We start from the raw sequence: 12,871 nt of genomic DNA on the forward strand, positions 1-12,871 counted from the left end.
GATGGCCGAGGCGCCGCATATCCCCGTCCTGCTTGGCCCGCTGTTGCGGGCCGTTGCGCCTGTGGAGGGCACCTGGGTCGATGGCACCTTCGGCGCCGGCGGCTATGCGCGCGGCTTGCTGGAGCAGGGCGCTGATCGCGTGATCGGTATCGACCGCGACCCGGCGGTCTTTCGCATGGCCGAGGCCTGGGCGGGCGAATACGGCGACCGGCTGCGGCTGGTCGAGGGCACATTTTCCGATCTGGACAGCCTGGCCGGCGGGCCGGTGGATGGCGTGGTGCTGGACCTTGGCGTCAGCTCGATGCAGCTCGACCAGCCCGAGCGCGGCTTTTCCTTCCTGCGCGACGGGCCTTTGGACATGCGCATGGGCGGCGATGGACCCACGGCGGCCGAGCTGCTGAACACCGCGCCCGAGCAGGTGATCGCCGACGTGCTGTATCTCTATGGCGAGGAACGCGCCTCGCGCCGCATCGCCAAGGCCATCGTCGCGGCGCGGCCGCTGAGCCGCACGGGCCAGCTTTCCGACATCGTCAGCGCCTGCCTGCCGCGCCCGAAGCCGGGGCAGAGCCACCCTTCGACCCGCGCCTTCCAGGCGATCCGCATCTGGGTGAACGACGAATTCGGCCAGTTGGTCGCCGGGCTTGCGGCGGCCGAACGGGCGCTGCGGCCGGGCGGCAAGCTGGCGGTGGTCAGCTTCCACTCGCTTGAGGACCGCATCGTCAAGCGTTTCATGCAGGCGCGCTCGAACAGCGCCGGCGGCGGCAGCCGCTATGCGCCCGAGGCCGCGCGCGAGGAGCCGGCCTTCACGCTGCCCTTCCGCCGCGCCATCGGCCCGGACGAGGCGGAGCTGGCGACGAACCCGCGTGCGCGCTCGGCGCTTCTGCGGGTCGGCATCCGCACCGAGGCGCCGGCCGGCCGGGTCGATCCCGCGGCCTTGGGCCTGCCGCTGCTGTCGGAAAGGAGGGCGTGATGCGTTCGGTGCTTTACCTTCTGACCGCGCTTTCCGTGATGGGGCTGGCCTTCTGGGCCTATCGCGAGAATTACCGCACCCAGGCCGCCATCAGCGAGATGAGCGATATCCAGCGCCAGATCGGCCGGCTGCGCGAGGATCTGGGCGTCTTGCGCGCCGAATGGGCCTATCTCAACCGACCCGGGCGTCTGCGCCAGCTGGTCGACCTGAACTTCGAGCGGCTGAAGCTGGTGCCCTTCGGTTCCGACCAGTTCGTCGATGTCGGGCAGGTGGCCTTTCCCACGCCCAAGGCGCCCGAGCGCGAGCCGGGCGCCGATGCAGACATGCCGGTCGAACGTCCCGCCGGCTTCCCGCCCCGCAGACCACAGGAGAGCACGCCATGATCCGCACCCCGCTGCGCCCGCTGGCCCGCATCCTTCGCGCCCGCGAAACAGGCGAGAACCCCGATGCCATCGAGGCCGAGAACCGCGCCCAGAGGCATGCCGCGATCCAGGAAAGGGCGCGCGGCAGCGCCCGGACCCGGCTGTTCTTCATGTCCTGCGCCTTTGCGCTGGCCTTCGGCACCGTGGGCGCCAAGATGGGCGTGCTGGCCGCCAGCCAGCCCAGCGAGCCGCGCGTCCAGACCACCGGCGCACAGATCATCTCGCAGCGCGCCGACATCACCGACCGGCACGGGCGGGTGCTGGCCACGAACCTGCTGACCCATTCGCTTTACGCCCATCCCCAGCAGATGGTCGAGCCCGAGCGCGCGGCGCGCGAACTGGTCCGCATCTTTCCCGATCTGGAGGTCGAGCGGCTCGACAAGGATTTCACCGGCAAGCGCACCTTCGTCTGGATCAAGAAGAAGATCAGCCCCGAGCAGATGCAGGCCGTGCATGACATCGGCGAGCCTGGCCTGCTGTTCGGCCCGCGCGAGATGCGGCTTTACCCGAACGGCCATATCGCCGCCCATATCCTTGGCGGCGCCACCTTCGGCAAGGAGGACGTGGCCAGCGCCGAGGTCGTCGGCGTCGCCGGCGTCGAAAAGGCTTTCGATCACTGGCTGCGCGACCCGGCCAACGACGGCGCGCCGCTGATGCTGTCCTTGGACCTGACCGTCCAGGCCGCGATGGAGGAGGTGCTGGGCAACGGCATGAAGGTCATGAACGCCAAGGGCGCCACCGGCATCCTGATGGAGATCAAGACCGGCGAGATCGTCGCCATGGCCAGCCTGCCCGATTTCGACCCGAACGACCGGCCGCGCCCGTTGCTCAAGGGCGATCCCTCGGACAGCCCGCTGTTCAACCGCGCGGTGCAGGGCCAATACGAGCTTGGCTCGACCTTCAAGATCTTCCCGGTGGCGCAGGCCATCGACCTCAAGCTGGTCAGCCCGACCACGATGATCAATGCCAAGGCGCCGATGAAGATCGGCAAATACCTGATCAACGAGTTCCGGGGACACAATTACGGCACGCTTTCGGTGACGGATATCATCGTGAAGTCGTCGAACGTCGGTACCGTCCGCGTCGCCCAGCTTCTGGGGCCGGACCGGCAGAGGGATTTCCTGCAAAAGCTGGGCTTCTTCGATCCGACGCCGATCGAGATGAGCGAGGCACCGACCGGCAAGCCGCTGGTGCCCAAGCGCTGGCCCGCCGTGACCTCGGCGACCGTGGCCTTCGGCCATGGCCTGGCGGCCAGCCCGCTGCATCTTGCGACCGCCTATGCGACCGTCGCGAATGGCGGCAAGCGGGTGATGCCGACGCTGATCCACGACCGCAGCCAGCGCGGGGGCGAGCAGGTGCTTTCGCCCGAGGCGGCGCGCATCGCCGTGCAGATGCTGCGCCAGGTGGTGGTCCGGGGCAGCGGCCGCAGCGCCAATGTCGAGGGCTACGAGGTCGCCGGCAAGACCGGTACCGCCGACAAGCCGCGCCCGACAGGCGGCTATTACGGCAACAAGGTGGTCTCGACCTTCGCCTCGGTCTTTCCGGCCAGCGATCCGCAATATGTGCTGGTGCTGTCGCTGGACGAACCCTCGACCATCGGTGCGGGCGGCGAAAGCCGGACGGCGGGCGCGACCTCTGCCCCGGTGGCCGCCGAGGTGATCCGCCGCGTCGCCCCGCTGCTGGGCCTGCGCCCCAGCACGGAAACGCAGTTGCCGATGGTTGAACGGCCTTTGCCGGATCGGCTAAAGCTCGTCTCGAACTGATGAGCGGAGGTTTTGTGACCGAGCGGGCGATGCGGCTGTCCCTTTTGGGGCTTAGGGGGGACAAGGGGCGCGACCCCGAGGTGACGGGCCTTGCCGTCGATTCGCGGCAGGTCAGGCCGGGCCATCTGTTCGCGGCACTGCCGGGCTCGGCCACGCATGGGGGCGAGTTCATCCAATACGCGCTGCGCCAGGGCGCCGGCGCGATCCTGACCGACCGCAAGGGCGCCGAGATCGCGGCGGCCGAGCTTGTCGGTGCCGATGCCGCGCTGGTCGTGGCCGAGGACCCGCGCGCAGCACTGGCCGGCGCTGCCGCCTTGTGGTTCGCGGCCCAGCCCGAGACGATGGTCGCCGTCACCGGCACTTCCGGCAAGACCTCGGTCGCCAGTTTCACACGGCAGATCTGGCAGGCGCTGGGCCACAAGGCGATCAGCCTGGGCACCATGGGCGTGCAGGGCGACTATCAGGCCAAGCTTGCCCATACCACGCCCGAGCCGATCACCCTGCATCGCGTGCTGGCCGAGGCCGCCGCTGCGGGCGTCACCCATGCGGCGATGGAGGCCAGTTCGCACGGGCTGGACCAGCGCCGTCTGGACGGGGTGCGGCTGAAGGCCGGCGCCTTCACCAATTTCAGCCAGGACCACCTGGACTACCACAAGGATTTCGACGAATATTTCGCCGCCAAGGCACTGCTTTTCGACCATATCCTTGAAGAAGGCGCCGGGGCGGTCATCAATATCGACGATCCTCGCGGCCGGCAGATGGCGCAGATCGCGGGCGAGCGTGGCCTGAAGCTGACCACCATCGGCAAGGACGAACGGGCGGACCTGCGCATCCTCGGCCAGCGCTATGACGCGACCGGGCAGGATCTGCGCTTCGGCTTCCACGGGCAGGCGCATCTGGTGCGGCTGGCGCTGATCGGCGGTTTCCAGGCGGAAAACGTGCTCGCCGCGGCCGGCCTTGCCATCGCCGCCGGGGACGAGGCGCCCCGGGTGATCGAGACCTTGCCGGGCCTGACCACCGTGCGCGGTCGCATGGAACTGGCCGCGGTGCGGGAAAACGGCGCGGCGGTCTTCGTCGATTACAGCCACAAGCCCGGCGCGCTGGCCTCGGCCCTGCAATCGCTGCGCCCGCATGTCATGGGCCGCATCGTCGTGGTCTTCGGCGCCGGCGGCGATCGCGACCGGCTCAAGCGCCCGCTGATGGGCGAGGCGGCGCGGCAATTCGCCGATGTGGTCTATGTGACCGACGACAACCCCCGCTCCGAGGATCCGGCTGCGATTCGTGCCGAGGTCATGGCCGGCGCTGGTCCCGACGCCATCGAGGTCGGCGACCGCGCCGAGGCGATCCTGCGCGGCGTCGATGCCCTGCAACCGGGCGATGCGCTGCTGATCGCCGGCAAGGGGCACGAGACCGGCCAGATCATCGGCAGCGACGTTTACCCCTTCGACGATGCCGAGCAGGCCTCGGTGGCCGTCGCGGCATTGGATGGCAAGATATGACGCTCTGGACCTCGCAGGATGCCGCCGAGGCCACCGGCGGCCGTGCCACCCGTGATTTCGCGGTCGGCGGCGTTTCCATCGACACCCGCACCATCCGGCCGGGCGACCTGTTTGTCGCCCTGCAAGCCGCCCGCGACGGCCATGACTTCGTCGCCCGGGCGCTCGAGAAGGGTGCCTGCGCCGCGCTGGTCAGCCGCATCCCCGAAGGCGTGGCGCCGGATGCGCCACTGCTGGTCGTCCCCGATGTCCTGCCGGCACTGGAGGCCTTGGGCCGCGCCGGTCGCGCCCGGATGCGGGGCAAGGTCGTCGCCATCACCGGCTCGGTCGGCAAGACCTCGACCAAGGAGATGGCCCGCGTCGCCCTGGCCGGGCAGGGCAGGGTCCACGCGGCCGAGGCCAGCTACAACAACCATTGGGGCGTGCCCCTGACGCTGGCGCGCATGCCCGAGGACACCGACTTCGCCATTGTCGAGATCGGCATGAACCATCCGGGCGAGATCGAGCCCCTTGCCCGCCTTGCCCGCCCGCATGTCGCCATGGTCACCACCGTTGCCGCCGCGCATCTGGAAGCCTTCGGCGCCATCGAGGGCATCGCCCGCGAAAAGGGCGCGATCTTTCGCGGTCTGATCCAGCCCGGCACCGCCATCATCCCCGAGGATCTGCCCGTCACGCAACTGCTGCGCGACTGTGCCGACGATGCCGCCGCCATCGTGATCGGCTTCGGCCAGCAGGGCATGGCCAGGCCGCTCAAGGCCGAGACCCTGGACGGCGTGACCCGGGTCCGCGCTCGCGTGCTGGGCGAGACGGTGGATTTCATGCTCGCCAGCGCCGGCACGCATTTCGTGATGAACGCGGTCGGCATGCTGGCCGCGCTTTCCGCCGCCGGGGCGGATGTGGCCGAGGCGGCGAAGCACCTGTCCGACTGGCGCCCGCCGCTGGGTCGCGGCGCCGTCGAGGATCTGGACGGCATCCGGCTGATCGACGATGCCTACAACTCCAATCCGACCTCGCTTTCCGCCGGCCTCGCGACGCTGGCGCGGCTGACCGGCGGGCGCCGGGTGGCGATCCTGGGGGACATGCTGGAACTCGGCCCGGACGAGATCGCGCTCCATGCCGGCATGGCCGGGGACCCCGCGATGGAAGCCGTCGACCTGGTCCATACCGCCGGCCCGCGCATGCGCGCCCTGCACGAGGCGCTGCCGCAAGGCCGGCGCGGAATGCATGCCGAGACGGCCGCCGAACTGGCCGGGAAAGTAGGCGAACTGGTCGCGTCCGGCGATATCGTGCTCGTGAAGGGTTCGAAGTCCTCCAAGGTCTCGACGGTGGTTGACGCGCTGCGGCGAACGCGCCAAAGCACGCCCCCTGGCGAAAGGACAGCGTAATGCTCTATTGGCTCACGAACCTCTCCGACGGCGGGGATTTCTTCAACCTGTTCCGATACATCACCTTCCGCGCGGGCGGCGCCTTCTTTACCGCGCTGCTCTTCGGCTTCTTCTTCGGCCGGCCGCTGATCGACCTCTTGCGCCGCAAGCAGAAGAAGGGCCAGCCGATCCGCGACGACGGACCCGAGAACCATTTCTCCAAGGCCGGCACGCCGACCATGGGCGGGCTCCTGATCCTTGCCGCGCTGACCATCGGCACGCTGCTCTGGGCACGGCTCGACAACGGCTATGTCTGGATCGTGCTTTTGGTCACGCTGGGCTTCGCCGCCATCGGCTTTGCCGACGACTACGCCAAGGTCACCAAGCAGCACCATGCCGGGCTGTCGGGCAAGGTCCGGCTGCTGATCGGGCTCTGCATCGCCGCCGCCGCCGGTGCCGCGGCTGCCTGGCTGCACCCGGCCGCACTCAGCGGCGAGCTCGCGCTACCCTTCTTCAAGGATGCGCTGATCAACCTGGGCCTGCTCTACGTGCCCTTTACCGTGCTGGTGATCCTGGGCGCGGCCAATGCGGTGAACCTGACCGACGGGCTCGACGGGCTGGCGATCATGCCGGTGATGATCGCGGCGGCCAGCTTTTCGGTGATCGCCTATATGGTCGGCAACGCCAATTTCGCCAATTACCTCGGCGTGCATTTCGTCCCCGGCACCGGCGAACTCGCGGTCTTCGTCGCCGCGCTGATCGGCGGCGGCCTGGGGTTCCTGTGGTATAATGCGCCCCCCGCCGCCGTCTTCATGGGCGACACCGGCAGCCTTGCCCTGGGCGGCGCGCTCGGCGCCATCGCCGTGGTGACCAAGCACGAGATCGTCCTGGCCATCGTCGGCGGGCTCTTCGTGGTCGAGGCGCTGTCGGTCATCATCCAGGTGCTCTATTTCAAGCGCACCGGCAAGCGGGTCTTCCTGATGGCCCCGATCCACCACCATTTCGAAAAGAAGGGCTGGGGCGAAGCGCAGATCGTGATCCGTTTCTGGATCATTGCGCTGATCCTGGCACTGATCGGGCTTGCGACGCTGAAGCTGCGCTGACAGGCTTTTTTCCGTTTTCCAAATACCCTCGGGGGGTCCGGGGGGCGAAGCGCCCCCGGCCTGCGACAGCGAAGGAAACAGCATGATTCCGGTCCAGGGCGTCCAGAACCAGACCATCGCCGTGCTCGGCCTCGGGCGTTCGGGCCGCGCCACCGCCGCTGCGCTTGCCGCCGGCGGCGCCCGGGTCGTCGCCTGGGACGACGGCGTCGACACGCGCGAACAGGCCGAGCAAGAGGGCCTGCATCTCCTCGACCTGACCCAGGACCAGAACTGGGACGGCATCTCGGCGCTGATCGCCAGCCCCGGCATCCCGCATCTCTATCCGAAACCGCATCCGGTCATCGCCAGGGCCTACGCGCTCGGCGTGCCGGTGGACAACGATATCGGCCTGTTCTTCCGCAGCTTCGCCACCGCCGAATGGGAGCGCTTCGACACCACCCCGCGTGTCATCGCCGTCACCGGCTCGAACGGCAAGTCCACCACCACGGCACTGATCCACCACATCCTCAAGGAAACCGGCCGTCCGACCCAGATCGGCGGCAATATCGGCACCGGCGTGCTGTCGCTCGATCCGGCCCATGACGGCGAGGTGGTGGTGCTGGAGCTCTCCAGCTACCAGACCGACCTTGCCCGCGCCCTGACCCCCGACGTGGCGGTCTTCACCAATCTCTCGCCCGACCATCTGGACCGCCATGGCGGTCTTGGCGGCTATTTCGCCGCCAAGCGCCGGCTTTTCGCCGAGGGCGGGCCGGATCGCGCCGTGATCGGCGTGGACGAGGTAGAGGGGCGCTATCTCGCCGGCCAGCTCGGCATGGGTGCCGCCGACGACCGGGTGATCCGCGTCTCGTCCGGCCAGAAGCTGGAAGGCTTCGGCTGGTCGGTCTTTGCCCGCAAGGGCTACCTCGCGGAATACCGCAAGGGCCGCCAGGTCGCCTCGATCGACCTGCGCGGCATCCAGGGCCTGCCGGGCGCACACAACCACCAGAACGCCTGCGCAGCCTATGCCGCGGCGCGCGCCGTCGGCATCGCCCCGCGCGAGATCGAGCGCGCCTTCCACAGCTTCCAGGGCTTGCCGCATCGCAGCCAGACCGTGGCCGAGATCGGCGGCGTGGCCTGGGTCAACGACAGCAAGGCCACCAATGTCGATGCCGCCGCCAAGGCGCTGGCCGCTTTCCCGCGCATCCGCTGGATCGCCGGCGGCATGGGCAAGGATGGCGGCATCGAGGCGCTGGCCCCCTGCCTCGGCCCGGTGGTGAAGGCCTATCTGATCGGACATTCCGCCCGCGACTTCGCGCTCCAGATCGGCCAGACCCCCTATGAGATCGTCGAAACCATGGAGCAGGCTGTCGCCCGCGCCGCGGCCGAGGCCCAGCCGGGCGAGACCGTGCTGCTCGCCCCCGCCGCCGCCAGCTTCGACCAATACCCGAACTTCGAGAAACGGGGCGAGCATTTCACCGCCCTGGTCAAGGCGCTGCAGGCCTGAGCCCTACCGTTTCCAAATACTCACGCCCCCGGACCGCCAGCCGGCGTATGCAGGGCATGGCGACAACCTCATCATGCCGATCGGCGCACGGCACCCGACTTCTTCGTTCCCCAAATACTCATGGAACCGCCCGATCAGGAGCCGAGCGCGCATGAAAAAGGCCCCGGCGAGAACCGGGGCCCTGATCCTTGTGGCATGGATCAGAACGAGTAGCCGATGCGCATTGCGACCGCCCAAGCCTCGCCGTCGTCCATCCTGGCGACCTCCGTCTTGTTGCCGCTCTGGCCGACACCCAGTGTAGCATCACCCAGCTTGGTGTAGTTGATGCCGGTGGTGATCTTGATGTTGTCCATGGTATAGATCGCGGCCACCGTCACCGCCTTGCGGCCGTTCACCGGGGCCAGCGGCGAAACCGTGTTACCCTCGCTTGGCTCATACAGGAACGAGACCGAACCCGACCAGTTGTCGGTGAATTTACGGCCGACCCCGATCGTGTAGGTGGTCGTGTCCTCCAACTCGACAAGCGGGATGTTGGTCCCAGGCGGTACGATGCCGGGGAAGGTTTCGGGAGAGATCGGGAAATGCGCGTTTTCCACTTTGAATTCGGACCATTTCACCCAGCGGATTGAGCCGAATAACAGTGTATCCGCCGCGATGCCGGTCTGGCCTTCCAGAGTCCAGCTGCGCGGCGTCTTGACGGTATGCTCGCCCCTGACGGTTCCCTGGCCCGTTGCTGCCAGCAGGCCGCCGCTTTCGGTCATCTCGAAATCATGCTCGATGGGCGAATTGTAGGTCAGCGATACCCGCGCCGCGATCTCAGGCATCTCATAGGCGACGCCAGCGACCCAGCCTACGCCCCAGGCGCCGTCGATATCGAGATTATAGCCCGAGGAGTTCGCATAGCCTGCGCCTTGCAGCCGGACGTTGCCATCCGCATGCGAGCCGCGGATACCGCCATGCACCGAGAAGTTGTTCTCGAACTTGTAGCGCAGCAATGCGGTATAGGTGGTCGAGTTCACCTCGACCCGCGTGCCGCCCAGCACCGGCGAATTCGCCGTGGGATAGAGGACGTCGGCACCGAAGGGCTGTTCGACGATCAGCGCGCCGGACAGGTTCTCGTTGAACTGATGCTTGTAGGCCAGCCCGAAGAAGCCATAGCCTTGGGCCACGTCGCCTGTCGAGACGCCCGCCACATCCCTGCCGCGCACGGTGGGATTGACCCCGCCGAAGCTCAACTCCAGGTAATTCCCCTGCTCGAACAGCGGCGCCAGCGATTGCGGCGCGCGTTCGATCCCGCCGGCAAGAACGGGCGCGGCCGTGGCCAGCAGGGCGCCGATGCCGGTGATGATCCTTTTCATGATTTTCCTCCCAAGAACAGATCCTTTCGGACCTCTGGATTCAGCCTGCGGCAGGCTGCCCGCTTGCGTCAATTGCCGGGGCTTGGTAACGCGGCGTCTTGACGCAACCGGCCGCTCTGGCGTGGCCCGCCGGCAACGCTATGACGTAAGGGACAGGAGGTCCGTCATGCGCTTTGCCCCGCCTCGCATCAATCCGCCCGGGCTCTGGCGCCGGGTTCCGCCGGCGATCTTTCCGCCGCTGCTGGGCGCGCTCGGCCTTGCTCTGGCCTGGCGTGCCGCCACGGCGCGCTTCGGGCTGCCGCAGGGGCTTTCGGGGATGATGATGGGCATGGCCGTCGCGGCCTGGGTCTTTGCGACCCTCGCCTATGGCGGCAAGCTCGCGCGCCGCCCTGCCGTCCTGGCCGAGGAATTGCGCATCCTGCCCGGCCGCGCCGGCATCGCCGCGGCGCTGGTCGGCATCTATGTCGCGGCGCAGTTGCTTGCACCCTTTGCGCCGGCGCTGGCCCGGGTGGTGCTGATCGCCGGCATGGCGGCGCAAGCGGTGTTCTGGGCGGTGGCGATCCCGGTCATGGCCCGCACCCCGGGGCAGGGGCGCGTGACGCCGGTCTGGCAGCTGACCTTCGTCGGTCCCATCGTCGCGGCGCAGGCGGCGGCCGGTTTCGGCTGGCTGGGGCTTGCCCAGGCGCTGTGGTGGCCCATGGCGGCGATCGCCGGCTTCGTCTGGACCGTCAGCCTGTATCAGGCGCTGACCGAGCGGCTGCCGGCGCCCCTGCGCCCACTGCTGATGATCCATCTGGCGCCCATCGCCATGCTGGGCAATGTCGCCGCCGCGCTTGGCTGGCAGGATGTGGCTCTGGGGCTGGCCTGGGCCACGGCCGCCGCGCTGGCCTTGGCCGCCCTGCGCCTGCGCTGGCTGGTCGAGGCCGGGTTCTCGCCGCTCTGGGGGGCATTCACCTTCCCGTTGGCGGCGACGGCGGGGCTGTGGACCGCGGTCTCGGGCTTTGCGTCAGGCTGGTCGCTGCCGGCGCAGATCCTGCTGGTTGCGGCAAGCCTCGTGGTGCTGCCGATCCTGTTTCGGGTGTGGCGGGCCTGGGCCAGCGGCAGGCTTGCCATGAAAACCAACGCGGCCATCGCCTGACAGGCTGGACATTCCCGCCGGCGCGTGAAATGGGAAACTGCCAAACGAACCCCTGACAAGGATGCTCCCATGCAGATTCGTGAGGCTTTGACCTTCGACGATGTTCTCCTCGTTCCTGCGGCGTCCTCGGTGATGCCCTCGACCGCCGACGTGACGACTTATGTCACCAGGCAGATCCGAATGAACATTCCGCTGCTCTCCAGCGCCATGGATACCGTCACCGAAAGCCGCATGGCCATCGCCATGGCCCAGGCCGGCGGCATCGGCGTGGTCCACCGCAACCTGACCGCCGAGCAGCAGGCCGACGAGGTCCGCCGGGTGAAACGCTTCGAATCGGGCATCGTCTACGATCCGATCACCCTGACGCCCGAACAGACCATCGCCGACGCGAAGGCCCTGCAAGAGCGTTACAACGTCACCGGCTTTCCGGTGGTGGACGCGGCCGGCCGGGTGGTCGGCATCATCACCAACCGTGACATGCGCTTTGCCAACAGCGACGACATGCCGGTGCGGGCGGTGATGACCTCGGGCAACCTCGCCATCCTGCGCGAGCCCGCCGACCGGGCCGAGGCCATCGACCTGATGAAGGCCCGCCGGATCGAGAAGCTGCTGATCACCAATGCCGAAGGCAAGCTGACCGGCCTGCTGACGCTGAAGGATACCGAGAAATCGGTGCTGAACCCCCTGGCCTGCAAGGACGAACTGGGCCGGCTGCGCGTCGCGGCCGCCTCGACCGTCGGCGACGAGGGCTATGAGCGCAGCCTGGCGCTGATCGAGGCCGGGGTGGACCTGGTGGTGATCGACACCGCGCATGGCCATTCCGAGGGCGTGGCCCGTGCCGTTTCCCGCATCAAGGCCTATTCGAACCAGGTTCAGGTGGTGGCCGGCAACGTGGCGACGGCCGATGCCGCGCGGGCGCTGGTCGATGCCGGTGCGGATGCGATCAAGGTCGGCATCGGCCCGGGCTCGATCTGCACCACGCGGATCGTGGCGGGTGTGGGCGTGCCGCAGCTGACCGCGATCATGGACGCGGCGCGCGGTGCGGGCGACGTGCCGGTCATCGCCGATGGCGGTATCAAGTTCTCGGGTGATTTCGCCAAGGCGATCGCAGCGGGGGCGTCCTGTGCCATGGTCGGCTCGGCCATCGCCGGCACGGATGAGAGCCCGGGCGAGGTGATCCTGTATCAGGGCCGCAGCTTCAAGTCCTATCGCGGCATGGGCTCGCTGGGTGCCATGGCACGCGGCTCGGCCGACCGTTACTTCCAGAAGGACGCGGCCTCGGACAAGCTGGTCCCCGAGGGGATCGAGGGCCAGGTGCCCTACAAGGGCTCGGCCGCCGCGGTGATCCACCAACTGGTCGGGGGCCTGCGCGCCGCCATGGGCTATACCGGCAATGCGACCGTGGCCGAGATGCGCGGCGGCTGCGAGTTCGTGCGCATTACCGGCGCCGGGCTCAAGGAAAGCCATGTCCACGACGTGCAGATCACGCGGGAAAGCCCGAACTATCGCCTGGGTTGAGCCCTTGGGCCGAGCCGCCGCCGAGTGGCGGGGCCGGCCCAGCGGCTTTTTCGGGTATGAGCCCCGAAGTTTTTCAGGATCATCCGGCGCTTGTCGGCGGGACATCGCGATTCCCGCCGCAATGCCGTCCAACCCTTGGGCGGCCTCAAGGTGACCCTGACATCCCTGTGCAGGACGGCCGCCGATGCTCTTTGCCCCATGCAGCCGGATTGATCGCTGTAGGGTGGTCGCTGCAAGGGCGCGGGCGTCGCTGATC

Annotated in this window: 10 protein-coding genes; 9 read left to right on the forward strand and 1 reads right to left on the reverse strand. The window is 68.3% G+C overall.

Annotation, left to right across the window (positions count from 1 at the left end; genetic code table 11):
* The first annotated feature begins 1 nt into the window (after window position 1).
* The 7 genes from rsmH (at window position 2) to murD (ending at window position 8,601) form a co-directional block, all read left to right on the forward strand.
* A complete protein-coding gene (rsmH, locus tag BLT64_RS10255) occupies window positions 2-970 on the forward strand; it encodes a 16S rRNA (cytosine(1402)-N(4))-methyltransferase RsmH (RefSeq protein ID WP_011746928.1) in 969 nt (322 codons plus the stop codon).
* Window positions 970-1,353 (forward strand): cell division protein FtsL, encoded by a 384-nt coding sequence (ftsL, locus tag BLT64_RS10260; RefSeq protein ID WP_011746929.1) that lies wholly within the window; start codon window positions 970-972, stop codon window positions 1,351-1,353. The genes rsmH and ftsL overlap by 1 nt, the downstream gene beginning before the upstream one ends.
* Window positions 1,350-3,155 carry a peptidoglycan D,D-transpeptidase FtsI family protein gene (locus BLT64_RS10265; protein WP_011746930.1) on the forward strand — a complete coding sequence of 602 codons (1,806 nt, stop codon included), beginning with the start codon at window positions 1,350-1,352 and terminating at the stop codon, window positions 3,153-3,155. Before ftsL ends, BLT64_RS10265 begins: the two co-directional genes overlap by 4 nt.
* A gap of 29 nt (window positions 3,156-3,184) precedes the next feature.
* A complete protein-coding gene (locus BLT64_RS10270; RefSeq protein WP_011746931.1) occupies window positions 3,185-4,654 on the forward strand; it encodes a UDP-N-acetylmuramoyl-L-alanyl-D-glutamate--2,6-diaminopimelate ligase in 1,470 nt (489 codons plus the stop codon).
* Window positions 4,651-6,036, forward strand: coding sequence for a UDP-N-acetylmuramoyl-tripeptide--D-alanyl-D-alanine ligase (locus tag BLT64_RS10275; RefSeq protein WP_011746932.1), 1,386 nt, complete (start codon window positions 4,651-4,653; stop codon window positions 6,034-6,036). Before BLT64_RS10270 ends, BLT64_RS10275 begins: the two co-directional genes overlap by 4 nt.
* Window positions 6,036-7,118: a phospho-N-acetylmuramoyl-pentapeptide-transferase gene (gene mraY, locus BLT64_RS10280; RefSeq protein ID WP_011746933.1), complete on the forward strand. Its 1,083-nt coding sequence runs from the start codon at window positions 6,036-6,038 to the stop codon at window positions 7,116-7,118. Before BLT64_RS10275 ends, mraY begins: the two co-directional genes overlap by 1 nt.
* Before the next feature lie 82 nt (window positions 7,119-7,200).
* Window positions 7,201-8,601: a UDP-N-acetylmuramoyl-L-alanine--D-glutamate ligase gene (gene murD / locus BLT64_RS10285; protein ID WP_011746934.1), complete on the forward strand. Its 1,401-nt coding sequence runs from the start codon at window positions 7,201-7,203 to the stop codon at window positions 8,599-8,601.
* A gap of 200 nt (window positions 8,602-8,801) precedes the next feature.
* Here the strand turns inward: murD and BLT64_RS10290 are convergent, their stop codons facing one another.
* Window positions 8,802-9,959: an OmpP1/FadL family transporter gene (locus BLT64_RS10290; RefSeq protein ID WP_011746935.1), complete on the reverse strand. Its 1,158-nt coding sequence runs from the start codon at window positions 9,957-9,959 to the stop codon at window positions 8,802-8,804.
* Window positions 9,960-10,125: 166 nt separating this feature from the next.
* Between BLT64_RS10290 and BLT64_RS10295 the strand changes: the two genes are divergently transcribed.
* A complete protein-coding gene (locus BLT64_RS10295) occupies window positions 10,126-11,097 on the forward strand; it encodes a TDT family transporter (RefSeq protein WP_011746936.1) in 972 nt (323 codons plus the stop codon).
* A 69-nt stretch (window positions 11,098-11,166) separates the two neighbouring features.
* Window positions 11,167-12,615, forward strand: coding sequence for an IMP dehydrogenase (gene guaB, locus BLT64_RS10300; protein WP_011746937.1), 1,449 nt, complete (start codon window positions 11,167-11,169; stop codon window positions 12,613-12,615).
* Window positions 12,616-12,871 lie beyond the last annotated feature (256 nt).

Origin of the sequence: Paracoccus denitrificans, assembly GCF_900100045.1 — a bacterium.
GTDB classification, from domain to species: Bacteria; Pseudomonadota; Alphaproteobacteria; order Rhodobacterales; family Rhodobacteraceae; genus Paracoccus; species Paracoccus denitrificans.